Below are 25,169 nucleotides of genomic sequence, written 5' to 3'. Positions count from 1 at the left end.
GTCAATTGATGATAAGGCGCGCGGTTCTTAACAAGGAAATGAACTGTGTGATTGGCGGCAGGAGAGACGGATGAATGCTGCGATTCCTCGAATCGGTGAGTTGAGTGAACGGGGGAGTTTCGTCTTGGCGAATATGAGAGGAACATTAGAATCCGCCCCGGATGCCCCACTCCCCCCGGTGGAAAAAGCTCGGCCTCCGTGTACTCATGTGCGCGGGCGTCGCCGGTTTGGCATTGCCGGGGAAGCCGAAGACCGCCTCGGTGGCGGTCGCGCCTTTTTTCAACGGGGTCTTCCCACCGGATGCGCCCGGGGCTGCGGCGGTTTGGGTGTCGGTGAATGCCTTCCCGGGCCTGGGCTTCACCGATCCGATGTGGATCGCGGAGATACCCGGAACGGATGAGTTCGTGGTGGTGGAGAAGAGCGGAAAGCTGAAGCGCTTCCGGAATGATCCGGAAGTGAAGGCGGTGAGCGTGGTGCTCGACCTCGGTCCTCAGCTTCAGGTTTCCGAAGACCAAGGTCTCTATCAGATCGCCTTCCACCCGGAATTCGGCAAGCCGGGCTCGGTTCACGCGGCGGATGTCTTCCTGACTTACAGCCATCGTCCTGCAGCGGTGGGCGCTGCGCCCGACAAAAGCATGTGGCGGCTCTCGCGCTTCCAGTGGCAAGCCGCAGCCGGGAGGATCGATCCGGCCAGCGAGTCGGTGCTGATCCAACAGTACGATCCGAACCGCTGGCACAACGGCGGCGCGATGGCCTTCGACAACAGCGGCTGCCTGATGGTGACCTGCGGCGATGGGGGCGGCACCGACGACCAATTCGGCCAATCGCAGGCGCTCGATGGCGGCTTCTTCGGCGGCGTTTTCCGTATCGACATGGACAATGACTTGTCGCGTTCGCACGCGATCCGGCGGCAGCCGACCGAGCTTCCCGGGAAGCCCTCCGGATTCCCGGCGAGCTTTTCCCAAGGCTACTCCGTTCCGAATGACAATCCTTGGCTGGATCCTGCGGGCGGACTTCTGGAGGAGACATACGCGATCGGCCTGCGCAGCCCGCACAGCGCCCACTACGACCGCGAAAGCGGCGGGTTGTGGGTAGGGGACGTGGGTCGCAAGGATCGCGAGGAATTCGATCTGGTGACGAAGGCGGCGAACCTCCAGTGGCCTTTCATGGAGGGCAGCATTACCGGCCCCAAGGCCCGCGGTCCGCTTCATGGCGTTGAGACTCCGCCCGTCTATGAGTACAACCGCGCGGCGGGTGGCTGCATCATCGGCGGTATGCGCTACCGCGGCACGAGGTGGGCGGACCGCCTCGGCGGCAAGGTGATCTTCGGCGACAACGTGAAGGGCAGCATCCTCGCTCTGGAGGAGGCTCCGACCGAGGGCCCGCCCTTTGCAAAGGAGATTCTCAGCGGCTTCGGGGCGGGGATCTACTCGGGCTTGGCAAACATCTGTACGGACTCCGCGGGCGAGATTTATCTCATGAAGCTCAACGGTCGCGGCGAGGACGGCGGCACGGTTCAGAAGATGGTGCCCGGTCTGCCCTATGCCGATCCGCCCGCACTGCTGTCGGCCACGGGATTGTTCCTGGACACCGCGCGGCTGCTGCCGTCTCCCGCGCTGGTTCCTTTCGAGGTCGCCAGCCCCGGCTGGTCGGATGGCGCCGGCAAGCAGCGCTGGATCGTTCTGCCTAACGATGGCAACCGCGACCGTGTGGAAGAAAAGATCTCCTACTCCGCCGCGGGCAACTGGAGCTTTCCCGCCGGGACGGTTTTCGTGAAGCACCTCGAGATGCCGCTGGATGAAAGAAGGCCCGGGGTGCTGAAGCGCTTCGAAACCCGTGTCATGGTTTGCACCGCCAACGGTGGGAAGTACGGCCTGACCTACCGCTGGAATGAACAAGGCAGCGATGCCGTCCTTTTGGCCGGGGGCGAAGAAGAGTCCTTCACCCTGACCCGCGGAGACGGTTCCAGCGAGTCGCGCGTTTGGAGCTATCCTTCGCGCGGCGATTGCTTGCAATGCCACACCAACTCCGCCGGGCAAGCCCTCGGCCTGCGCACCCACCAGATCAACCGGATGGTGCCGCACGCCGGAGGGACGGCGAACCAACTCGCCCGCTTCAACTCGGAAGGAATGTTCGAACCGGCACTTGGCGAGGCCGATCTTGCCAATGCCCTCGAGGCTCGGCCGCTCGACGATGATACCGCGCCCCTCGAGCATCGGGTGAGGTCCTATCTCGATGCGAACTGCGCGCACTGCCATCAGCCGGGCGGGATGGTTCCCTATTTCGATGCCCGCTTGCAGACAGCGCTGCAGGACCAAGGGCTGATCGATGCCGCGATCAAAGGACAATATCAACTCGCCGGCGGACGCTATCTCAAGCCGGACAACGCGCGGCTTTCGGCGATGCATGTCCGGCTCAAGAGCGATCTGCCCGGCATCGCTATGCCGCCCTTGGGGAGACATAGCGCGGATCAGCGTGCGGTGGACCTGCTCGCGGAATACATCGGTGCGCTCGGGCCGGTCGTGGAAGCTGGCACCGGCGATGGGGAACTTGTGGCCGCGCGCGCCGTGCGATGTTCGATCGCCGCGCCACGCGAAATCACGGCAGGGGAATTCGAGGTCACGATCGTATTCGATGCCGCGGTCAGTGGCTTCGAGTCGGCAGACCTTGAAGTTTCGGGAGGCCAGGTGAAATCCCTACGGGGGAGAGGCTACTACTATGTCGCCATGGTTGCGGCGGAGCGGGAAGAGGTCGAGATATCACTGCCGCCTGACCGGGTGCAGGCACGCGATCACGGCAATCTTGCTTCCAGCCGGCTGCGCATTTCCACCTCGGGAAGTGGGCCCTCGGTCGGGACCGAGGTTAGCATGGCCGGTAGCCAGGGGACGCCAGGAGAGAGAATGCCGAAGGCGGTTTTCAAATAGCACTTCAGTCCGGCACCTCCGCCCCGTTATCGATCCAGATCTTCATCTGCTTCGTGAACTCCTCGTGGCTGAGCGGTGGCAAGGTGCGGCCATGGCCGGGGTTCCAACCCCAGAGGACCAACTTGTCCTCCGCGACGTGGTGGAAGATCTGCTCAAGGGTCTTGCCGCCGTTTTGCTTGGGATCCTTCATCTGGGCCGCCAGTTCCTTGGGTGACTTGCCCTCGAATACCAAGGGCATTTCCGGCTTGGGAAGATGCCAGACCTCGTTGCCGGGCGGCATGTTCTCGCCGGGGAGGTTGTGGTCCTGATGGCAGTTCGTGCATTTCAGGGCGAAGACGCCTTTGCCCTCCGGGCCCGCCTTCACGTTCTGGATGTGCGGATGGCTGTCATCGCCCTGCAAGGGAGCATCGCCCGCGGGATGGCAGTTCATGCAGCGCGGGTGCATCAGCACCTTGTAGGCTTCCTTGAAAGCAGCCTTCGAGGCGGCGGCATCCTTCTTGCCTGCGGGCGCGTCCTGCCCTTGCAGGTGGAATGCGTAGCCCGCGATGCCCACGGCCGCCAGGGCGCTCAGAGTTTGGATCGTCTTCATGGCGTCATGCTTGTTTCAATTGATCCGCGCGGATGGGCAGCTCGCGCAGGCGTTTGCCGGTAGCGGCGAAGATGGCATTGGCGACCGCGGGAGCGAGCGGCGGGACCCCGCATTCGCCGGCACCGCCCATCTTGCCGGTGCTCGGCACGATGTGGGTTTCGATCAGCGGCGCTTCGTTCATCCGCAGCACCGGATAGTCGTGGAAGTTGCGCTGCTTCACCCGGCCATCGGCGAAGGTGATCTCCCCATGCAGCACCGCGCTGAGCGCGAAGATGATGCCGGATTCCATCTGGGCTTTCACGCCATCCGGATTCACGGCGAGACCGCAGTCGATCGCGCAGGTGACCTTGTGGACCTTGAGCTGGCCTTCCTTCGAAACGGACACCTCGGCGACCTCCGCGACATAGCTGCCGAAGCTCTCGTGCACGGCCACGCCGCGGAAATGGCCCTCCTCCGGCGGCTTGTCCCAGCCGGACTTTTCGACCGCCAGATTCAGAGCGGCGAGGTGGCGCGGATGGTCTTTCAAAAGCATACGGCGGTATTCCGCGGGATCTTGTTTCGCCGCATGAGCCAGTTCATCGATCAGACACTCCATCACGAAGCCGGTGTGGCTGTGGCCGACCGAGCGCCACCATAACACCGGCACGCCGGTCTTCGGCGAATGCAGATGAACGAGATGATCCGGCACCTCCTTCATGTAGGGTGAATCCGACACGCCCTCCACGGAGGTGGCATCGACACCGTCTTTCACCATCATGGCCTCCATCATCGTGCCCGCCATGATCGACTGGCCCACGATCGCATGCTTCCATGCTGACGGATGTCCGTCACTGCCTAGCGCCACTTTTGCCTGGTGTAAGAAAGAGGAGCGGTAATAGCCGCCGCGGATGTCGTCCTCGCGGCTCCAAACGACTTTCACCAGCTTGCCGCTGGCCTTGGCCACCTGCACCGCCTCCGAGATGAAGTCAGAGGTTGGCGTCGCCCTGCGCCCGAAGCCACCGCCGAGGAAAGTCGTGTGGATCTCCACTTGCTCCGGCTTGAGACCGGTGATCTGCGCCGCGACTCCTTGGTCGACCGTTTGAAGCTGGGTGCCGCTCCAGATTTCGCACTTGTCCTCGCTGAGTTTGACGGTGCAATTCAGCGGCTCCATCGGCGCGTGGGCGAGGTAGGGGACGAAGTACTCCGCTTCTAGTATTGTTCCTTTTCCCAACGCTGCATCGGCATCGCCCGCCTTCGCGGCGGGCATTCCGGGAGTGGCGGCCAGCTTGTGGAATTCCCCGCGCAGCTTCACGCTGTCGAGTCCGGCCGTGGGCCCTTCTTCCCAATCGACCTTCAAGACCTCACGCCCCTGCTTCGCCGCCCAGTAATGATCTGCCAGCACCGCGATCCCGCTCGGCACCTGCACCACCTGGCGTACGCCCGGGACCGCTAGCGCGGCCTTCGCGTCGTAGGATTTCACCTTGCCGCCGAAGCCTGGCGAGCGGGCCACGACGGCGGTCAGCATGCCGGGGAAATGCACGTCCATGCCGAACTGCGCCGTGCCGTTCACCTTCTCCGGGCTATCGAGGCGCTTGGTCGTCTTGCCGATGATCCTCCAGTCCTTCGGATCTTTGAGCGTCACCTTCTCCGGGGCGGGGAACTTGGCCGCGGCCTCTGCCAACTCGCCGTAACCCGCCTTCTTCCCGACCGAGATCACGAAGCCCTTTTCGGTTCGGCAGTCCTCCGGCTTCACGCCGAACTTCGCCGCCGCCGCTTGCACCAGAAGCGCGCGCGCCATCGCTCCGACCTGGCGATAGCGGTCGAATTCCGAATGCGTGGAAGTCGAGCCGCCGGTGATCTGGAAGCCGAAGGCGGTGTGCCCATAGACCGGGGCAACCGGGCAATGCTGCGCCTTCACCTTCGACCAATCCGCATCCAGCTCCTCCGCAATCAGCATCGGCAGGGTGGTCCAGATCCCTTGTCCCATCTCGGAATGGGCCAGCAGCACCAGCACCGAACCATCGGCACCGATGCGCAGGAAGGCATTCGGCGGGGGAAGCTTGCCTGTCGGAGGCGTCTGCGCTGCCGCGCGTTTTGCCAGCGGCACTTGGAAGCCCACCACCAGCCCGCCGGTTAAAAGGCCGCTGGCCTTGAGGAAGCCGCGGCGTCCCAGTCGTTGGTTGCCGCTCACTTGGCACCTCCCTTCGACATTTCGGCGGCGCGGTGGATCGCGCAGCGGATCCGCTGGTAGGTGCCGCAGCGGCAGATGTTCCCGCTCATCGCCATGTCGATGTCCTCGTCGGTCGGCACCGGCTTCTCCCGCAGCAGGACTGCCGCGGACATGATCTGGCCGGACTGGCAATAGCCGCATTGCGGCACGTCCTCCTCGATCCACGCGACCTGCAGCGGGTGGCTGTTGCCCTCGGATAGACCTTCGATGGTCGTTACCTGCTTGCCTTCGGCCCGGGATACGGGCGTGACGCAGGAGCGCACCGCCTCGCCGTCGAGGTGGATCGTACAGGCTCCACATTGTGCCATCCCGCAACCGAACTTGGTGCCGGTGAGATGGAGAAGATCCCTGAGGACCCATAGCAGCGGCGTGGAGGGATCGGCCTCCACGTCATGCTTTTTGCGATTCACGGTGAGAGTGATCATGACGGCTGCGAGTTTGGGGAGCCCGACCGGGTACCCAACTCGCACGAAACACCCATCCCCCCGAAGCGTCCAGTTGGAATCAATCCTCCTGCTATGAAATGCTTTCCGCACGCCGGGCGAACCACGTGCGGATCAGCAATGTCTGGAGGATCGCCAGGGGCGGCTCGAAGCCACCCGTCGTGATGAGTGCTTCGACTTCAGCCGGTGCGGCGATGGCGACATGACCTTCATAGGCCACCCGCATTTGCGCGAGTTGCTCCGGCGGCATGTCCGTGGAGCCTAGCAAGCGCAGCCACATCTCGAAGATGTCCTGACCTTCCGCCGAGGAGCGATCGGCGGACAGGTCGGCGCTCACCAGAGGTCCGCCGGGCAGAAGCCTCGCCGCGATTCCGGTGAAGAAATCGCGCCGCGCGCAAGGATCGAGGATGAACTGCGAAACGAGGATCGAGGTGGCGGCGTGGAACTCCTCCATGAGCGGGAGCGTGTCCAGATAGCCCTCGTGGAAGGTGCAGCGGTCGACAATGCCTTCCTCGGCAGCGCGCCGTTTGCAGATCTCCAGCATTGCCTCCGCTGGCTCCACCGCGGTGAACCGCCAGCCGGGAAACTTGCGGGCCAGAAAGAGGATCTCACTGCCGGTGCCGGCTCCGACACAAAGTACCCGGGCTTGCGCGGGAAGTTCCGAGAATGCCGCGGCCGTGATCAGATGGATCGCGTCGCGCATGGGTGCCAGCTTGGCGAAGCGCTCGTCGTAGGTGGCGGCCTGAGCTTTGTCGAAGAAGGCGGGCAAGCGGGAAGATGACATGGGCGCAGGGAATGCCCGGGACGGAGTCCGGGCAAGCCCGGGTGAAGCCTGAAGGGATTGTGACGATTTTGTAGCATCGATCACCCGGAGACTTTGGAAACCCGGCAACCACGGGGAAGAGTGAAGGAAACTACCCGAAAGGGTGGCACCTATCGTCAGGAATTCCGTTGAATCCCGACAAGCGATTGATATAGCTGGACCAACATGCCCGCAAAACCCTCGCGCGGGCGCATCACCGGACTCACCTCCCTCGTCGCAGTATGCCTCCTCGCGGCCTCACCGCGAAATGCATCGGCTCAAGGAAGCGGCTTGGATGCGCCCCAGGCGGTCGGTGCCTATTTCAATAGCACCTTCCCGGCTATCGCCCCCGGCCAATCGACCGGCTGGTCGACGGTGAACGCGTTCCCGAATCTGACCTTCGTCGATCCGCTGTCGCTCGTGGAGATCCCGGGCACCAACCAACTTCTATTGGTCGGGAAGAACGGCCAGCTCTGGCGCTTCGCGAACAATCCCGCGACGACCCAGGCGCAGGTCACGAAGGTGCTGGAGTGGGTGGCGAATACCCAGTCCTCGGAGGACCAGGGCTTCTACTCGCTTTCCTTCCATCCCGAATTCGGTCAGGTCGGATCGTCGAACGCGAACTACGTCTACGTTTGCTACAATCACAAGCCGGCCCTCAGCGGCGCGGATTCGAACCATTCCTTCTGGCGGGTCTCGCGCTTCAACTGGCAGGGGCAGGCCGCCACCGGCACCATCGATCCGGCCAGCGAGTTCGTGCTGATGAACCAGTATGACCGCTGCCGCTGGCACAATGGCGGCGCGACGTTCTTCGACGACGACGGCTACCTCTACGTCGTCTGTGGTGACGGCGGGGACAGCACCGAAGGCGGCGGACTGGCGGGTGCCGATGGCGCGCTGAGCCGCACCCAGAAGCTCAATGGCGGCCTCTTCAGCGGTGTCTTCAAGATCGACGTGGACAGCAAGCCGGAGCGCTCGCATCCAATCCGCCGCCAGCCGACAAGCCCCACCAACAAGCCCGCCGGTTGGCCGGCGAGCTACACGCAGGGTTATGGCATCCCCAACGACAATCCTTGGCTCGATCCGGGCGGCTCGATCCTCGAGGAGTATCATTCGCTGGGTCTGCGCAGTCCGCACACCATGCACCTCGACCGCAGTAACGGCGACATCTGGATCGGCGATGTCGGCGAGGGCGCGCGCGAGGAAATGACCCGCGCGCCGAAGGGAAGCAATGCCCAGTGGGGCTTCATGGAGGGGTCGATCCCCGGCCCGGGGACTCCGCCGTCGCCCTTGATCGGAACCACCCAGATCCCCGCCTACGACTACTCGCGCAGCGTGGGCTCCTGCATCATCGGCGGGATGCGCTATCGCGGCGCAAAATGGAATAGCGAGCTCGGTGGCAAGCTCCTCTTCGGTGATCACGCCCGCGGCCGGATCTATACCGCGGAAATTCCGGCGAATGGCGGCGCACCGGTGGCTCAGATGATTGTCGAAGGCTTGGCCTTCGGCCCCAAGGTAGGGTTGGGCAACTTCTGCGAGGATTCCAGCGGCGAGGTTTTTCTCATGATGGTGAACGGCACCGACCTGCCCGGCGGCACGATCCGCAAGCTGGTATCGCAGGGAGCCTCCACCGAGCCGCCGCAGCTGCTCTCGCAGACCGGCGTCTTCAGCGATCTCGCTACCCTGGCCACCGCGCCCGGCGTCATCCCTTACAGCGTGGCAAATCCGCTGTGGTCGGACGCCGCAGCCAAGCAGCGCTGGATCATCCTGCCGAACGACGGCATCCACGATACCGCTGCGGAAAAGATCTCGTACAGTGAGGAGGGCAACTGGGTCTTCCCGGAGGGAACCGTCTTCGTGAAGCATTTCGAACTGCCGGTAGACGAGAACAATCCCTCGCTCGTGCACCGCCTCGAAACCCGCTTCATCGTCTGCACCGAGGCCGGCGGCAAATACGGCTTCACCTATAAGTGGAACGCCGCGGGAACCGATGCCGAACTGCTCAATTCCGGTGCTTCCGATGACATCGAGGTGACACTGCAGGACGGCAGCACGGAGACCCGCCACTGGGACTTTCCCTCGCGCGGCGATTGCCTGCTTTGCCACAACAATGCCACCGGCCAGGCCCTCGGCGTGCGCACCGCCTCGCTCAACAAGCCCTTCAGCTATCCCTCCACCGGTCGCACCGCGAACCAGCTCACGACCTTCAACGCGCTCGGCATGCTCGACTCGAGCCTGACCGCCGCGCAGATCGCGAATTTCATCGAATCCCGTCCGCTCGATGACGAGACCGCACCGCTGGAACACCGCGTGCGTTCTTACTTCGATTCGAATTGCTCGCACTGTCACCGGCCCGGTGGTGCGGTCGATTTCTTCGATGCCCGGCTCGGCACCCCGCTGCACCGGCAAGGCCTGATCAATGGCCTGATCCAAGGCACCTTCGACCTCGGTCCGGACGGCCGCTACATCAAGCCCGGCGTGCCGAATCTTTCCGCGCTGCATGTCCGCCTGTCGAATGTCGGCAACGGGGCCGCGATGCCGCCGCTGGCGAAGAACCTGGTCGATCAGAATGCCACCGCGAAGCTGCAGCAGTATGTGAGCGGCTTGACCGACGCGGAGTTCGTCACGGGGCCATCGCCGCAGGCGCGTTACGTGCGGCTGACAGCGACCTCGGAAGTCGGGGGCGGCCCGTGGACCAGTGTCGGCGAGTTCTCAATCCTCGACGGCAACGGAGCCCCGATCCCGATCTCCGAACTCTCGGTCTTCGACTTCGATAGCCAGGAGCTTCAGGACGAAGTGGCTCCCGCCTCGCGCGCGATCGACGGCAACAACGCGACACGGTGGCACACCACTTACGGCGGTGGTGGGATCGACCCGCTGCCCCACCACCTGACGATCGACATCGGCTCGCTGCGTGGTGTCGGCGGCTTCGTGTATGTTCCGCGCCAAGACCAGCAGAACGGCCGGATCGCGAATTATCAGGTCCACTACAGTAACAACGGCGCGAACTGGACGCTGATGACCTCCGGGACCTGGCCGAATGGCACCGCCAGCCAGCGCTACGACGAACTGGTAGGCCCGCGCAAGACCCGCTGCCAGATTGCAGGTCCCGTGGCACCGGTTGCCGGGCCCTTCGAGGTTACCGTGGTCTTCGACATGGACGTCACCGATTTCACGGCCGGCGACCTGCAGGTCAGCGGCGGTTCGGTGAGCTCCTTGAGAGGGAAGGGTTACTACTACGTCGCCACGATTTCGCCGGGTTCTTCGGACGTGGCAGTGAGCGTGCCCGCCGAGGCCGTGAACTCCTCGGGCCTCGGGAGCCGCGCTTCCTCCCAGCTCGCGATCGGCTTCATCGATACCGCTCCGCCGATGCCCGTCTTCACGACTGTGCCCGCGCAGGTCTCGGGAGCCTTCCAGATCGGGCTCAGCTTCGGGGAACCGGTCACCGGGCTCGCACTCGCCGATTTCACGGTCACCAATGCGACCTTGGACTCGATCATGCCCGACGGGGCCAACTACCTGCTCAATCTGACCCCGCTCGCCGAGGGCAGCATAGGGATCGAGATTCTGCCCGCTGCCGTGACGGATACCGCGGGCATTCCCATGGGAGCCGGTGCATCCGTCTCGGTCATCTTCCTGCCGCCGGTCCTCGCCCGCAATGCCGCGGAGTATTCCTACATCGGCGGTGGCATGGTGCTGGTCACGGATGCAGCAGCCCCGCATGGCCAGTTTGTATGGCTGCCGGATGCTACCTATCCGGGCAACTTCAATCTGCCGGTGAAGACGCAGCATCGCGTGGAATACTCCTTCGTGCTGCCGCAGGCCGGCCAATGGATGCTGCGTGGAATGGTCCGGGCCGCGGATACCTCCAGCGATTCCTTCTGGGTGGAGCTTGATGGCAACCAGGCGACCGGCACCATCCAGCTCTGGGACATCACCCCGGTGGGCACTCCCTTTGGCTGGGACTACATGAACAACCGCAACGTCGCGGATCCGGTGGTCCTCAATCTCAGCGCCGGCAATCACACGGTCACCGTCTTCGGCCGCGACGACGGCACCCGCCTCGATCGCCTGGAGTTCGAGAGCATCCGGCCGCTCGCCACCCTCAGCACCCCGGCGGGAGTCGTGAGTGGCAATTTCAGCGCTACGCTGGTCTTCTCTGAAAGCGTCACCGCACTTGCCGCGGGCGATTTCGCCATCAGCGGCGGACAGATCCTCTCGATCTCGGGCTCCGGGGCCTCCTACACCCTGATCGTTAAACCGACGGCTGCCACCGTCGGATTCTCGCTTGCGGAGAATGCGGTGACCGACAGCGGCGGAGCCGCGAACTTCGCCTCGAATCCGCTCACGGTCACCTACCGGACGCCCTACGAGGAATGGGCCTTCGTGAACGGCGTGGATGGCTCGGGCGACTCCCAACTCTCCGACGAGGACGGCGATGGCATCGCCAAGCTGCTGGAGTTCGCCTTCAACCTCAATCCGGCCTCTGCCGACCTGGCGGAATTCGATCCTGCGATCATCCCGGGTTCGGGTCTGCCGCGGATGGTTGTCACGCCCGGCGATCCCTCGGGCCAGCTGCTTTCGCTGCAATTCCTCCGCCGGAAGAACGCGAACCTGACCTACACCGCGCAATTCGGCAGCAGTCTGGAAGACTTCAGCGGCGCGGGCGGGAGCCCCGTGGTGGAAGAGATCAATAGCACGTGGGAACGCGTCACCATTGCCGATCCCGCGGGGGGGCTTTCTGGACAGCGTTTCGGACGCGTACTGGTGATCATGTCCCCGCCTTGACCGCATGCCCGGTCGGGGACATGGTGCGGCGCGCCATGTCCTCCAAGAAATCGGTCCTTTTCATCTGCACGGGAAACACCTGTCGCAGCCCGATGGCTGAGGGCCTTTTCCGCAGGGCCGTGGAGGCCCGCGATGACTTCGAAGTCCATTCCGCCGGTATTGCAGGCTACCCGGGTGACGAGCCGAATCCTGAGACGGCCAAACTGCTCGGTAGCCGCGGCATCAGCTTGGACGGCTTCCGCAGCCAGCCGGTTTCGCAGGAGTTGCTGGAACAGGCCACCCACGTTTTCGCGATGACCTCCGGCCACCTTGAGGCATTGGAAAATCTGTTTCCCGACTATTCGGACAAATTCTACCTGACCTGCGAATTCGTCGATCTCCCCGGCCGCGGGGTGGGGGCGGACGTGCCGGACCCGATCGGGATGGGGCGGAAGGCCTACGAGGAGACGGCGAAGACGCTCGACCAGGCGATTCCGACCCTGGTCGCGTTTATCGATCAGACCTGGCAGGGATAAGTTCCAAGTAAGAAGGTCCAAGTGCCAAGAAAGGCGGCCCGGCGGCTCCGCCTTTGTCCTTTTAGCCTCCATTGGAACTTGGAACTTTTCACTTGGCACTTCAACCCTCCGGCACTTTTCACTTGGCACTTCGGACCTCCGCCCCCATTTCCGTGCCGCCCAAGCGATTGCTATTATGAGCCAGAAATCCCTGCGCATTGCCCTCGGCGCCGATCACGGCGGAGTTGACCTCAAGGACCAACTCGTCGCCCATTTGAAGGCGGCCGGACACGAGGTCACGGACTTCGGCACCCATGGCCACGATTCCGTGGATTATCCGGACTTTGCCAACCTCGTGGCCCGGGCGGTTGCGGATGGCACCCAGGACTACGGCGTCCTCTGCTGCACCTCCGGCGTCGGCGTTTCGATCGCCGCGAACCGCCACCACCACGTCCGCGCCGCGAATGTCCGGACCGCCGAGGAAGCTCTGATTTCCCGTACGCACAACGACGCCAACGTCCTCTGCCTCGGTGCGAAGACCGTCGATTTCGGCACCGCGGTGGCGATGCTCGAGTCCTTCCTCTTTGTCGCCTTCGAAGGCGGTCGCCATGAAGCGCGGGTCTGCAAGTCTTCCGGCTCACGCATCGCCGAAATCGATCCCGATCTCTACGCCGCGATCACCGCGGAGGAGCGCCGCCAGCGCAACAACATCGAGCTGATCGCCTCGGAGAATTTCGCTTCGCCCGCCGTCATGGAGGCACAGGGCTCCGTCCTTACCAACAAGTATGCCGAGGGCTATCCCGGCAAGCGCTGGTACGGCGGCTGCGAGAATGTCGATGTCGTCGAGCAACTCGCCATCGACCGTGCCAAGCAAATCTTCGGAGCTGAGCACGCCAACGTGCAGGCGCACTCCGGTTCGCAGGCCAACACGGCGGTCTATTTCTCCGTGCTCAAGCCGGGTGACCGGATACTGACGATGGATCTCTCCCACGGCGGCCACCTTACGCACGGCCACAAGGCGAACTTCTCCGGCAAATTCTACGACGTGGTGCACTACGGCGTCAGCAAGGACGACGAGCGGATCGACTACGATCACCTCGCCCAACTCGCCCGCGACTCGAAGCCCTCGCTGATCACCTGCGGGGCCAGCGCTTACTCCCGCGTGATCGACTTCCCGCGGATGGCGGAGATCGCCCGCGAGGTCGGTGCTTACCTCTTCGTCGATATGGCGCACATCGCCGGTCTCGTGGCCGCCGGGGTGCACCCGAGCCCGGTTCCCCATGCCGATTTCGTGACCTCCACCACCCACAAGTCCCTGCGCGGCCCGCGCGGCGGCATCATCTTGTGCAAGGAAGAGTTCGCGAAGAAGATCGATGCCCAGGTATTCCCGGGGATCCAAGGCGGCCCGCTGATGCATGTCATCGCGGCCAAGGCGGTTTGCTTCGGAGAGGCGCTGAAGCCGGAGTTCAAGGCTTACCAGCAGCAGATCGTGAAGAATTCGCAGGCTCTCGCCGCGCGCCTGACCCATCACGGCTTCCGCATCGTTTCCGGCGGCACGGACAACCACGTGATGATGGTCGATCTCCGGCCCAAGGGCCTCAACGGTTCCGAAGCCTCCGTCGCGCTTGATGAAGCCGGCATCACGGTGAACAAGAACACGATTCCCTTCGACACCGGCACCCCGATGAAGCCCAGCGGCATCCGCATCGGCACACCGGCTGTGACGACCCGCGGCATGAAGGAGAAAGACGTCGAGCAAGTCGCCGACTTCATCGCCGACGCCCTCGCCGTGACCGGCGATGATGCGAAGCTCCACGCGATCCGCGACAAGGTTTTCGCCTTCAACCGGGCGTTCCCGATGCCGATCTAGGGGTTGCCATCCACCACCCGGTCCAGGAACGCCTTCACCTCACGGTCGTATTTCTTGGGATCGCCGGCCTTGAGGCCGAAGTGCGTGCCCTTCGCGATCGGCACGAAGCGGTAGTCCGCGTCCTTCGCGTGACTGGCGATCCGCCGGCCTTGCGAAATCGGGATGATCTCGTCATCCTCGCCATGCATGTGCAGCACCGGCACCTTGATCCGCTCCATCGACTTCTCCGGCGAGACTTCGCCGGGATCGAAGGAGGCAAGCTTGCCAGCCTCGTTGATCATGTAAGGCCCGAGATTGCTCACCGGCAGCGAGGTGTGATTCATGACCTGCTGCCGCGCGATGTCCCGCAGGTCCGCGAAGGTGCTCTCGATAATCGCGAAGTCGAACTGGTCGTCGACGCCCATCGATTGGAGCGCCACCGCGCCCCCGTAGGAGGTGCCCCATAGTCCCACCTTGATCCCGGGAAATTCGTTCTCCATCACCCGGCGCAGCAGCGAGAGGTCGTTCTTTTCGACAAAGCCGTAGGTGGCGAAAGGGCCGCCGCTATCACCGTGGGCGCGCAGGTCCGGGGCCATCGCCACGATCCCGCGCCGCGCCAGGTAGCGCAGGGTCTCCACCTGGCTGGCCTTCGAGTCGGAGATCCCGTGAAGCACCAGCACCGCCGCCTTCGGGGCACCCTCGGGGCGGGCTTCCCAAGTGTGGATCTCGACCTGGTCCGGCAGTACGAAGGTCCGCGCGGTCATGCCTTCCGGCAGCGGCGCGCCGACGCCCTTGCGGGTCGGGTGCACGATCGCCTCGGAAATCAGTTTGGTCGTCAGGCTGCAGGAGCCGAGCCCGAGGAGCAAAGCCGCGGCCCCCGTGATCTTCACCCAGCGTCGCATCCGGCGGCGCGGTTTTTTCGGGGGCGTGTCGGTCGCAGTTGCCATCCCAAGGCAATACGCGATCCCGCGGGCCAATTCAATCGCTCGTCCGGTTACAATCCGCGGCGCGGATTCAAGCGGCTATGGAGCTTCCAAGGGCGGCAGGACTCCGCCGCTGCCATCGTCGAAGTACTTCGGCTCTTCCTCCACCTTCAGCGGGCGGAATTGGCCGTGGTAGCTGTCGACCTGAAAACGCAGTTCCATCATGTCGCGGTTGGTGTCCGCCACGCGGTCGCGCAGTTCCTGGTTCTGAGCCAGCATGTCCTCGAACAGTCGCAGCAGCTTGTCCTCGGTCCCGCCGCCGCCAGCCTGGCTGCGGCTGACCGTGGCCACCGGATGCGTGCGCGCCGCAGGGGCGGGCTGCTCCTTGCGGGCGGCCGCCAGCACGCTCTTCGCCTCGCGGGCCAGACCGTCGTCCGGCAGCGGCTGCATCGGCGGGGGCTTGGGAAGTGTGCCCGGCAGTGTGGCCGGGGCATGCATCCCGGGCGCTTGCCGCGGCATCAGCGACGCGAGCGTGACCATGTCGCGCACGGAGAGCCAATGGGCACCGGCGGCACCGGCCATCAGGGCGAGCGCGGTTCCGCAGGCGATCGGAACGGAACTGGTTTTCATCGCTGCGGCTTGCGGGTCGGTGGTTGAACGATCGTTGCGCGGGGTGCTTCCGTGGCAGGAAGCGAGCCCAGAAGCTGCTCCAGGCGGTCGATCGCCTCGCTCATGTGGAGCGCGTCCTTGTCGAGTTGCTCGATGGAGGTGGAAAGTACGGCGGTCATCGTGCCGGTCTGGGCGTAGCGCTTTTCCGCTTCGTAGCCGGGTTCCTTCACCGCGATCACGTTCGCGCCGTCTGCGTCCGGCACCAGCAGGTGCGGGCGGATGGAAAGCTGGATCCGCGTGCCGTTCGAAAGAGGCACTTCGCGGGTGAATGCCGGGACTTCCTTGGGATGTTCCAAGCGCCAACCCGCGGGCGGATGCGACAGCGGCTTGGCAGGGAAGGGGGCCAGGAGCTTCACGGCCTTGGCATCCACCGCCCCTCCGGCGGCGCTGCCGGGCTCGACGTTCACTGTCACGCCTTCCGGAGCGGGAGCGGCCTCTTCCTCCGGGGCTTCCGGCGGAGTGCCGGTTACCAGCACCGGCTCTTCCGAATCGGGGGGCACCATCGGCGGCGAGGTGGAGCGGATGTCCACGGTCACCGAGGGTTCCTCCAGTCCATCCTCCAGTGCGGACAAGAGCGGATCGCGCTCCGAGTCCTTCGGCGCGATGTCCTGGGCGTAAGCGGCAGCGGCGAACACCGCGCAGGCGAATAGCGGGGCTTTCATCGGTTCTGGATTTCGATGGCTTCGGAGCTATCCAGCCCGGGGGCCGGAGTGACTTGGGTGCCGCGGGTCAGCGTCGGGCTGTCCGCGCGCAAGACTTCGGCGGGGATGGACTCGCCCATCAGGCCGTTCCATTGCTCCATGAGCATGCGACCTTCCTCGCGCAGCGCGCGGGACTTTTCCTGATAGTCGCCGATCCGCACCATGAGTTCGCGGGCGTGCGCAATTTCCTCCGGCGTCCAGCGCAGCGTGCGGCTGCTGTAGAGGACCGGTACTTCAAGCGTGACCTTGCCCAGATCCTCGCCGGCCGGGCCGCGGGCATTCAGGACGTGCTGGACGCGCAGGTTGGTCTCCTCGTAAGTCGCGGCGGAACCGCTTGCCGCGGAGCCGAGACGCCGTGGATCGGCGGTCTGCGGCTTGGAGTTCCGGTCGCCCGGCAGGGTGTTGGTGCTTGGCAGCAGGGATTCCGGCGCTTTGGCGGGCGCAGGTCCGGGCGGCGGCGGCGGGCTCGGCTCGTAGGAGGTGTTCTCGGCGATGGCCGGCGAAACTCCGGCTGCGATCACCGGCTTGCTCAGGTAGAGCGCGAAGAAGCCGGCCGATAGCAGCGTGCTCGTCACCAGCAGCCAAGGGTAGGCGCGTTGGGTGGTGGCGGCAGGCGAGCGGCGGTTCGGCGAGGAGGAAGGGCTGCCGTTCAGCGGTCCCAACTCCAAGGTCTGCGGCGTGGATGCCATCGGTGCCGGTTTCACGGCGACCGGGGCGATCTGGGTCGATGTGGGCAGTGGGCGCATGAGATCAAGGCGGGTCGGATTCCGTCCGCACATCGGCGGCGGTTGGTGGCTCCGCTTCGGCGGGGGCGGGCGGCACGAGTTTCGCGTGGGTGACCACGGTCTGGTCGGAGACGCCGGGAAATACCGTCAGCGTCAGCATGTCGCGGGTCAGCCGCAGGTGCTTGTGGACGCCGCTGGTGTCGCTGGTGGCTTGGACCCCGGGGACCACTTCCAGCGGGCCGCCGTTGGTCGCTTGCCGGCCGATGCCGTCCGAGCGGTAGATTTTGAAAGTCGACCAATTGTCGGTCTCGCCGGTGGTTCCGGTGGCGACCCGCACTGTCACACCGTCGGTCTCGACCTTCAGGGGCAGCGGCTTGATCGGGACCTCCACCACCCGGCCGGAGCCGGTGATCTTCATCTGGCGGAGGATGAGATACTCGCCCATCGCCGTGAATTCCCCCGCCGCGGCGCTCCCGGAGAATCCGAGGGCGGCGGTGAGCAGGACGACGATGGTGATGCGGATTTGCTTCATTCTCCGACGTCCCAGAGGGAGTCAGTGGATTTGCCGGAGGGATCGTAGGCGGGTCCGGCGATACCGCCGGTGGTGAACGTCAGGACAGGGGGGAAACGTTGACCTGCACGGTAAGCACGGCGTTGTTCAGCGCTTTTGCGGTAGGCATGGCGGCCGCACCGTTGGGAAGATAGGGAACTATCATCGCCGGGGTGAGCGCGCTCACAGCCGTGGTCGGATGATCTGCCAGATAGGTCCGCTGTGCGGTGTAAACCGTGCGCAAGGCCTCCGAACCCGCCCGTCCCAGCTTCCAATTGGTGATCGTGTTCGTCAGCCCGAAGCCGAAGCTCAGCAGGGCGATGAGGATGAAGAGCACCAGCGACATCTCGATGAGCGTGAATCCCCCGCGTGAGGATTCGGCATGTGATGCGGATTTCATGGGACAGGCAAAGGTGTAAGGTTCTTAAGGTTTATTGAAAAGACGGAAATCCAAATGATTGCGTCTCTTTCCGGATCATTTCGTAAAGAGTTTCAAGGCCTCGCCAGCGTTCGTGCGCAGTTCTTCGTTGGCCCAAGCCATCTTGCCCAGGAACAGCACGCCGACCACGATGGCGGCGGTCACCGCCGCCCAGATCAGCCACCAGGTCACGGACTTGCCCTGCGGCGCGATCAGCGGCACGTACCACGCCTCGCGGTCCACCACCCGGGTGGTGAACATCTGATTGCCATCACGCAGTTCCCCGATCAGGGCGAGCACGGCCTTGTCACTGCGCAGGATGAAGCGGTGCTTGAACTTGCGTCCGGGGGACTCGGGGAGTTCCTCGGCGATGGCTCCTGCCGGGATCGAAGCCGGCAGGCGCAGGGTGTAAATGTGCGTCTCGTAGACGAAGCGCTCGCGGAGATAGCGGTCAAGTCGTGTGAGTTGCATGGTATGGGCTGGTTGGTTGGGGCTTTAGATGCCGCTGTTCATCATCTTCGGACCCATCAGGAAGATCGGCAGGAAGGTTCCCACGAATACGGCACCGATCAGGAATACCGCCGCAATCAGCACGATGAAGCCGATGGTCGCGGTGAAGACCGCCATGTAGTTCTCGGAATCCTCCTCATACATCTGGGAGAGCATATCGAGCTGGCTATCGAGCGAGGCGGACTTTTCACCGATGGAGAGCATGTGTACCACCTGCGAGTCCACCGAGGTGTATTTCGCGAAGGCGGTGGAAAGCGGCACGCCGGAGTTTTCGTACTTGTCAGCGGCCTCCCGCAGTTCCGCGTAGAAGGGGGTGCCCTTGACGCTGTTCGCGGAGACCCGGATCGATTTGGCGAGGTTGATGCCGTTGGAGTGGAGCAGCTTGATCGTCGACAGGAAGGTCATCTGGCGCAGGCTCAGGATGAGCAGCCGCAGCAGGCGCCACTTCGACATCGCCAGGCCCAGGATCATGTTGCGGACCTTGTCCGAACGCCAGATCGTCACCGCGATGCCGATGATGACCAGCACTACGACCTTCCACCAGGACTGGGTCATGTGGGAGACCCCGAAGGAGATGGCGGTCATGCCATCCGGCTTCGCGCCCACGCCCGAAAGCATCTCTTCCACCTGTGGCACGATCTTGACCTGGGAGACGATGAAGGCCCCCAACAGGACCGAGATGATGACGACCGGCATCACGACCGCCTTTTTGATCGCCTTGCTGAAGTGCAGTTCGCTGATGAAGCGGGCGGCCAGCGATTTGAAGGCCTCGTTGAGCTGGCCGGCATCGCTACCCGCTTGGATCAGGCCGATCACCATGTCGCTGAAGCGGCCGGTGCGGCGGAAGGCTTCGTGGACGCTCACGCCGGAGTTGATCTCTTCCCGGATCTTCAAGAGCGTGTCCGCCATCACCTTGTCGTTCAGGCCCTGCCCGTAGTACTTGAGCGCGTCGGCGGTGTTGATCTGCGCGCGCAGCATCGAGGATAGGCCGCGGAACAAGCCGATCAGCGTTTTCTTGCTGAATTCCTTGGTTTGCCCTGCCTTCAGGAAGCTGAAGGAAGCTTGCGCGGGTTTTCCAGCCGGCTGTTGTTTGGCCACGTTGGCGGCGATGGAGGCACTACTCATCGGTGTATGTCATGTCGATGACCTTGGAAACGGCCTCGATGTCCGTCTTGCCTTCGCGCAGCAGGCGGAGGCCGCTGCGGCGGAGGTTCGGAAGTTTGCCTTCTTGCTGGATTTTTATTTCCAGGTCGTAGGGGGAGATTTCTCCCTTCGAGAGCATGTCCGAGGTCTTCGGGGTGATGGGGATGATTTCGAGAATGGCAGTACGACCGCTGTAGCCGGAATTGCGGCATTCGGTGCAACCGCCTTGCTTGGCCTGGAAGACCGGGATGTCCGCCCAGCTTTCGTCCAGGTTGAAGGTCCGGCGGTCGAGTTCGGAGATGCCGTGCTTGGCCTCCTTGCAGTAAGGGCAGAGGATCTTGACCAGACGCTGGGCGCAGGCGGCCTTGAGCGTCTGGGCGATCTTCCAGCGTTCGATCCCGAGCTGTTCGAAGCGCTCGATGATCTGGGAGGCGCGCGGGGTGTGAATCGTGGTCAGAACCTTGTGGCCCGTCACCGCCGCTTCGATCGCCAGCTCCGCGGATTCGATGTCCCGAACCTCACCCATCAGGATGATGTCCGGGTCAGACCGCATGAAGGAGGCGATCATCGGCTTGAATTCCTTCGGGCTCTTCAAGTCGCAATGGGTGATCCCGGGAACTTCGTCTTCCACCGGGTTTTCCAGCGTCAGGATGTTCACGTCCGGCCGGTTCAGCTCGCGGAGAATGGCGTTCAGCGTGGTCGATTTACCCGATCCGGTGGGGCCGGACATGACGATGATCCCGGCCGGGACTTTCATGACCTTGCTCAGTTCGAAGAGGGTCTCCTCGTCGAAGGCCAGGGTGCCCTTGCCCAGCGTCACGTTGATGTTGCTCTTGTCGAGCAGACGCATCGTCACGTGGTAGCCGCGGTAGGTGCGGTGGCGCTCGTAGCGGATGTCGATCGGGCGATGGAAATAGGAAATCGTGAAACGACCGGAGATGCCCGGTGCGGTGGCGCGGATTTCCGTGGGCAGCTTCATCAGGTTCAGCAGGAAGGCATCCAGCCGGTCCTTGAGCTTCATCGGAATCTCCACCTTGTTGCCGATGTCGCCGTCGACCCGGTAAGCGTAGTAGAAGGATTCCTTCTCAACCTTGAAGTGAATATCCGAGGCACGGGTCTTGACCGCATCCGCCATCACCGTCGCGACGAGCTGGGCCATCGGCTCGGCATAGTCGGTGGTCACGTCGAAGTCGCGGATCGCATCGTCGTTGTCCTCGACGTCGATGGCTTCCAGTTCGGAGCGGCTCGGGCCGGAGTTGGTGGCGACGGATTCGATCGCGCGGGCGATTTCGGAGGCGAGGGTGACGATCTTGACGATCTCCAGGTCCGGGAAGCGCGGGGCGAGATATTCGTCCGGCAGGGGACTCCAGGGATTGGCCACCGCCACCACCAGCTTGTCGCCGGTCACGCACAGCGGGCTGAAGAGCCCGCGGGTGAGGACCGTGGGATCGCAGTAGGTATGCAGGGAACCATCGCAGAATTCCGCGACCCTGGGGAAGAAGGACAAGCCGTTGATCTTCGCGACCGCGCCCATGAAGCAGTAGCGGGTCACGCGGTTGGCCACCTGATCGTGGGACAGTTCCGCGAATTGGGGATCGTGCATCGCCAGCGCGCGCATGATTTGCCCGCTGATCAGCTCGTTGAAAGACATGCTATCGAAATCGATCACAATCCGAAGTGTTTGCGTGAAAGGAATGACCAGCTCTCGTAATCCATGCGGACCGAGGTGACGAAGGGCTTGATGCCGAAGCGGCGGTCCACGGTGGCCAGGATCTCATCCGCCATGATGCGCGCGGCCACCGGATTGAGGGCCCCGGTGCCGATCGCATCGGTGTCCTCCGCGTAGATGACCGGTGCGAGCAGGGCCCGTGCGGTCTTGTGAATGTGGTCGAAGGATTCGTAGAAGGCGGAGGGCGCGATCAGCTTGCCGGCGAAGGGAATCAAGGGCGGGGAGGGGTGAATCACGGCGGACACCGCGTGAGTGATGCGTGCCACCTCCACGCCCACGTGCTCTTCCTCGGCACCTTGGACGCGGGCCAGGATCTCCAGCACATCCTGTGGCTCGTCCTTGGCCACCGAGCGCTCGAAGAGCACCCGCACGCGGGCGATTTCGGTTTCGGTGGCGATACCGGTGGCCTGGATCGCCTGGATCGTCTGGTCGAGACAGATCCTCACGAGGTCGCCGATATCGCCGGGCTTGCGCACCGGGTGATCGTGCATGGCTTGGGCGGGGGATGACATGGCTTGCTAAGGGGGAAAAGGGCGAAGGGCGGAGACGGGGATCGTCTCCGCCCGGGAATCCTTTACTTCCGGCCGACTTTGCTGAAGCGGCTTCTGGAAGTGGCGGCCGGGGCCGGGGCAGGCTTCGGCGCCATCTCGGCGGACGTCGGGTAGTAGGGCGCTTCCTGCGGCCGCATTTCGCGGATGCCGCGCTTCAGGTTCGGCTCGTGGGCCGGACCGGGGTTGCACTCCGGATCGATCCAGTCGTGATCTTGGGTCAGCGTCGCGTTTTTATGGACGCGGCTCGATTGGCGCGAGGTAGCGGAAGTGCTCGCAGGATCGTAGGAGGTCGGCGTGACGATGAAGACCAGGCTGGAATTCTCCTTGGTGGTGTCCTTGCTCTTGAAGAAGAAGTTGATCACCGGGATGTCGCCTAGGATCGGGACCTTGGTGCGGTCCTTGCCTTGGATCTCACCGTAGAAACCGCCGACGACCAGCGAGTGGCCGTCCGGCACGCGGGACAGGGATTCGATCATCGACTCCGTCACGCGGGGATAGGAGTTGCCGGATTGGCCGATGATTTGGTCCACGATCTGTGCCGAGCGCGGGCGCAGGCGCATGCGCACCGTGCCGTCCGGCAGCAGGGTCGGTGTGACGACCAGCGAGATGCCGATTTCACGGTGCTTCTCCGGATCGTCGGAGATCGTCTTGTCCTGGGCGTCGATCTTGTAGCGGACTTCTTCGGTGACGTTGCTCACCCCTTCCGCTTGGTTGACGGTGGCGGTGATGATCGGCACGCGGTCGATGATCGAGATCGAGCCCTGCTCGTTGTCCTCGGTGATCAGCGTCGGGTTCGAGATCTGGCTCGCGAAGTTTCCTTCTGCCAAGGCGCGCAGCACGCCGCGCAATTGCACCGGACTTAGCACCAGGTTCTCGCGAATTCCCACCAGTTCGCCGATGCCGCTGCTGTTCGGAATCGTGGGGTTGGCTTCCGGATCCCAGAACGAGTTGATACCGAACATCGAATTCAGGCTCCGGGTGACCTCGAGCGTGGTGCCGGTCTTACCGAGCGAGGCGGACCAGTTGACCCCCTTGCGCTCGGCTGCCGTGCTGTTCACGCGCAGGATCTTGGTCTCCACCACGATCTGGCCCTTCGCCTTGTCGATGCTCTCCAACAGACGCTTGGCCTGCTCGATGCGGTGCGCGGTATCCACGATCACGATGGTGTTCGTCTTCGGCTCGAAGTTCACGATGCCGGTGCCGGGCGTCAGCACCGGCGTGATCAGCTTCGTGATCTGCTCCATGTCGGTCGGACGCAGGTAGCGGAGCTGATAGTTGAATTCCGCGCTGGGCAACTGGCCGAGCTGCGCCTGGCTCAGGGCATAGATGGTATTGCCCTTGGTGTAGAGCGTCAGGCCATACATGAAGGCCAGCTCTTCCATCTGGTTGAGCGGGTTGCCGTCATTGAGGTGCCCCGTGACCCGGAAGTCGGCGGTGGCCAGCTTGGCATTGTGGAAATACTGGCGGTGGGCCTGCTTGGCGAGGAACTGGAAGATATCGTTGATCGGCGCGTCCTTGATCATGTAGCCCTCCTCGGACTCTTGGATCTCCTGGCCGGTGGCGGCGTCCGGGGCGGCGGGCTCGGCACCCGGATTGGCCGGCGGTGCGACCGGTTCGACCGGATCGGCACCCGGTGGCGGCGGCGGCGGGCTGGAGGGAATGTTAGGGAGGTCCGAAGGCGGTGCCGGGGCCGGTGCGGGCGGCGGCAGATCGGGAACGGAGGGTTCACTCGCCTGCACCAGGTCGGGAGCGGCAGGAAGGCCGTCCACCTGGGCGGTGACGAAGGATGTGGGCAGGGCCAGCAGCGTGGCGACGGCGATTGCAGGCTTCATGGTGTGTGCAGGTATTGTGGGACAGCTGGTGCGGGGCGTGGGCCCCGTCATTGGGCGAGGAGGGGAGCAGGGGGCGCGATCTGGATTTCCAGCGGGGCATTGGCCCCGGTGGCTTGCATGCCGGGGGCGGTGATCCCGCCGGTGCCCTTGATCATCCCGGCAGGCATCATCTCCATCTTGCGAATGGCTTCTTCACCGGTCTCCGCATTGCGGAAGGTGATCGACTTGGAAGAAACCCTCGTGACCTGCGCCTTGACCCCCTTGCCGGTGGGCAGGCGGATGTTCAGGATGCTGCCCACGCGGAATTCGCGCGGACCTACCAGGAAGCGCTGCTTCGCAAGATCGATCGTGTTCACCTCGATCGCCGCGACCACGTCCGGGAAGGGAGTCTCGCGCACCTTCACGTAAGGGTTCTTGATCGGACCGGAGTTGAGGATCTTCGCAGGCTGCGCCACGAAGTTAGGATCCTGATAGCGGCCGAAGACGTCCGTCTGCCGCTTGTGGATCGCGAGGCGGGCGGAGTAGGTTTCGATGTAAGCGGCAAGCTCCGGGCCCGATCCGGCATAGCGCGAGGGGATATTCTTCAATTCCGCGGCGGGCGCGGCGGCGGGTGCGGGAGCCGTCGCTTGGTCTTTCTTCGCGGCAATTGCCGTCGCGGGAGCCAGTGCCGAAGGTGCCATGCCGGAGGTATCAAAACCTTCGGCAGTCTGGGCGCGGGCGGCGGGGAGCGAGAGGCAGGCCAACAGGGCAAGGGTGGGGATCGTCTTCATTTTTGCCATGCGGTGTAGGTTACCGAGAAGTTCATCGTTGAGGTGGACGAGGCGCTCGGGTCGATCTTCAGCTCTTGGAGCTGCAACTGCGGCATCAAGGTCTCGAGCTCGATGAAGGCCCGCTGCATCGAGCGGTAGGTCGCCCGGAAGGACAACTTCACCTGGGAGGAAGGTTGGGCGGATGCCGTCGCGAAGCCGGACGCGCCGTTGGGGTATTCCACCGCGGTTTGTTGGAATTCCTTGGGCGGCAGCCGGTCGCCGATTTCCTTCAGGGCGGAAGCGATCGCGTTCGCGGTCTCGCGGCCCATCTGGGTGTTCCAGTGCTCCACGTGCTCGCGCTTCTTGCTAATCTCCTTTTCGATCGATTGCGAGCCGATGCTGTTCGCTTCGGAGGCCTTATACATCGCCTGCTTCTCCTGGAACGAGGTCGTGGCCTTTCCTTTCAGGAAGATGCCGCCTCCCACGACGGCGGCGCATACCACGGCGGGCAATGCGAAGCCGAAGATGATGATGGATTGACGGTAAAACATGATGGATTCGGTTAGGGAGT

At 63.8% G+C, this 25,169-nt stretch carries 21 protein-coding genes; 4 read left to right on the top strand and 17 right to left on the bottom strand.

The window, feature by feature from the left end:
* Nucleotides 1-161: 161 nt before the first annotated feature.
* Nucleotides 162-2,924, top strand: a complete 2,763-nt coding sequence (locus ABWK72_RS10980) for a PQQ-dependent sugar dehydrogenase (RefSeq protein WP_367874836.1) — start codon at nt 162-164, stop codon at nt 2,922-2,924.
* A 4-nt stretch (nt 2,925-2,928) separates the two neighbouring features.
* On the opposite strand, the gene ABWK72_RS10975 is transcribed toward ABWK72_RS10980, so the two are convergent.
* From ABWK72_RS10975 to ABWK72_RS10960, 4 genes are all read right to left on the bottom strand, one after another.
* A complete protein-coding gene (locus tag ABWK72_RS10975) occupies nt 2,929-3,513 on the bottom strand; it encodes a hypothetical protein (RefSeq protein ID WP_367874835.1) in 585 nt (194 codons plus the stop codon).
* A 4-nt stretch (nt 3,514-3,517) separates the two neighbouring features.
* Nucleotides 3,518-5,683 carry a molybdopterin cofactor-binding domain-containing protein gene (locus tag ABWK72_RS10970; RefSeq protein ID WP_367874834.1) on the bottom strand — a complete coding sequence of 722 codons (2,166 nt, stop codon included), beginning with the start codon at nt 5,681-5,683 and terminating at the stop codon, nt 3,518-3,520.
* A complete protein-coding gene (locus tag ABWK72_RS10965; protein WP_367874833.1) occupies nt 5,680-6,147 on the bottom strand; it encodes a (2Fe-2S)-binding protein in 468 nt (155 codons plus the stop codon). The genes ABWK72_RS10970 and ABWK72_RS10965 overlap by 4 nt, the downstream gene beginning before the upstream one ends.
* 91 nt (nt 6,148-6,238) lie before the next feature.
* Entirely contained in the window at nt 6,239-6,949 is a 711-nt protein-coding gene (locus ABWK72_RS10960) for a class I SAM-dependent methyltransferase (protein ID WP_367874832.1), read from the bottom strand.
* 204 nt (nt 6,950-7,153) lie between these two features.
* Between ABWK72_RS10960 and ABWK72_RS10955 the strand changes: the two genes are divergently transcribed.
* The 3 genes from ABWK72_RS10955 (at nt 7,154) to rpiB (ending at nt 14,119) form a co-directional block, all read left to right on the top strand.
* Nucleotides 7,154-11,755 (top strand): Ig-like domain-containing protein, encoded by a 4,602-nt coding sequence (locus ABWK72_RS10955; protein WP_367874831.1) that lies wholly within the window; start codon nt 7,154-7,156, stop codon nt 11,753-11,755.
* 20 nt (nt 11,756-11,775) lie between these two features.
* Nucleotides 11,776-12,270, top strand: coding sequence for a low molecular weight protein arginine phosphatase (locus ABWK72_RS10950; protein ID WP_367875332.1), 495 nt, complete (start codon nt 11,776-11,778; stop codon nt 12,268-12,270).
* 175 nt (nt 12,271-12,445) lie between these two features.
* Nucleotides 12,446-14,119 carry a ribose 5-phosphate isomerase B gene (gene rpiB, locus ABWK72_RS10945; RefSeq protein WP_367874830.1) on the top strand — a complete coding sequence of 558 codons (1,674 nt, stop codon included), beginning with the start codon at nt 12,446-12,448 and terminating at the stop codon, nt 14,117-14,119.
* Here the strand turns inward: rpiB and ABWK72_RS10940 are convergent.
* The 13 genes from ABWK72_RS10940 to ABWK72_RS10880 form a co-directional block, all read right to left on the bottom strand.
* Nucleotides 14,116-15,000 carry an alpha/beta hydrolase gene (locus ABWK72_RS10940; protein WP_367874829.1) on the bottom strand — a complete coding sequence of 295 codons (885 nt, stop codon included), beginning with the start codon at nt 14,998-15,000 and terminating at the stop codon, nt 14,116-14,118. The two genes, rpiB and ABWK72_RS10940, sit on opposite strands and share 4 nt — an antisense overlap.
* A 120-nt stretch (nt 15,001-15,120) precedes the next feature.
* Nucleotides 15,121-15,651, bottom strand: a complete 531-nt coding sequence (locus ABWK72_RS10935) for a hypothetical protein (RefSeq protein ID WP_367874828.1) — start codon at nt 15,649-15,651, stop codon at nt 15,121-15,123.
* The gene (locus ABWK72_RS10930; RefSeq protein WP_367874827.1) at nt 15,648-16,352 is read right to left on the bottom strand and encodes a hypothetical protein; all 705 of its coding nucleotides are present in this window, start codon (nt 16,350-16,352) and stop codon (nt 15,648-15,650) included. Before ABWK72_RS10930 ends, ABWK72_RS10935 begins: the two co-directional genes overlap by 4 nt.
* Nucleotides 16,349-17,137, bottom strand: coding sequence for a hypothetical protein (locus ABWK72_RS10925; protein ID WP_367874826.1), 789 nt, complete (start codon nt 17,135-17,137; stop codon nt 16,349-16,351). Before ABWK72_RS10925 ends, ABWK72_RS10930 begins: the two co-directional genes overlap by 4 nt.
* 4 nt (nt 17,138-17,141) lie before the next feature.
* The gene (locus ABWK72_RS10920; protein WP_367874825.1) at nt 17,142-17,648 is read right to left on the bottom strand and encodes a hypothetical protein; all 507 of its coding nucleotides are present in this window, start codon (nt 17,646-17,648) and stop codon (nt 17,142-17,144) included.
* Between the two features lie 79 nt (nt 17,649-17,727).
* Nucleotides 17,728-18,066 (bottom strand): type II secretion system protein, encoded by a 339-nt coding sequence (locus ABWK72_RS10915; RefSeq protein ID WP_367874824.1) that lies wholly within the window; start codon nt 18,064-18,066, stop codon nt 17,728-17,730.
* Nucleotides 18,067-18,141: 75 nt separating this feature from the next.
* Nucleotides 18,142-18,555: a hypothetical protein gene (locus ABWK72_RS10910; RefSeq protein ID WP_367874823.1), complete on the bottom strand. Its 414-nt coding sequence runs from the start codon at nt 18,553-18,555 to the stop codon at nt 18,142-18,144.
* 24 nt (nt 18,556-18,579) lie between these two features.
* Nucleotides 18,580-19,719, bottom strand: coding sequence for a type II secretion system F family protein (locus tag ABWK72_RS10905; protein WP_367874822.1), 1,140 nt, complete (start codon nt 19,717-19,719; stop codon nt 18,580-18,582).
* The gene (locus ABWK72_RS10900) at nt 19,712-21,388 is read right to left on the bottom strand and encodes a GspE/PulE family protein (RefSeq protein ID WP_367874821.1); all 1,677 of its coding nucleotides are present in this window, start codon (nt 21,386-21,388) and stop codon (nt 19,712-19,714) included. Before ABWK72_RS10900 ends, ABWK72_RS10905 begins: the two co-directional genes overlap by 8 nt.
* Nucleotides 21,389-21,402: 14 nt before the next feature.
* On the bottom strand, nt 21,403-21,978 hold the full coding sequence (locus ABWK72_RS10895; RefSeq protein WP_367874820.1) for a hypothetical protein: 576 nt from the start codon (nt 21,976-21,978) through the stop codon (nt 21,403-21,405).
* A gap of 62 nt (nt 21,979-22,040) precedes the next feature.
* Nucleotides 22,041-23,849, bottom strand: a complete 1,809-nt coding sequence (locus ABWK72_RS10890) for a type II secretion system protein GspD (protein ID WP_367874819.1) — start codon at nt 23,847-23,849, stop codon at nt 22,041-22,043.
* A gap of 47 nt (nt 23,850-23,896) precedes the next feature.
* On the bottom strand, nt 23,897-24,619 hold the full coding sequence (locus ABWK72_RS10885; protein ID WP_367874818.1) for a hypothetical protein: 723 nt from the start codon (nt 24,617-24,619) through the stop codon (nt 23,897-23,899).
* Nucleotides 24,616-25,149: a hypothetical protein gene (locus tag ABWK72_RS10880; protein WP_367874817.1), complete on the bottom strand. Its 534-nt coding sequence runs from the start codon at nt 25,147-25,149 to the stop codon at nt 24,616-24,618. Before ABWK72_RS10880 ends, ABWK72_RS10885 begins: the two co-directional genes overlap by 4 nt.
* Nucleotides 25,150-25,169 lie beyond the last annotated feature (20 nt).

It is taken from the genome of Luteolibacter sp. Populi, assembly GCF_040801775.1.
Lineage (GTDB): Bacteria > Verrucomicrobiota > Verrucomicrobiia > Verrucomicrobiales > Akkermansiaceae > Haloferula.
The sequence above is the reverse complement of the archived record's forward strand: the minus strand, read 5'-3'. Positions and strand labels throughout refer to the sequence as shown.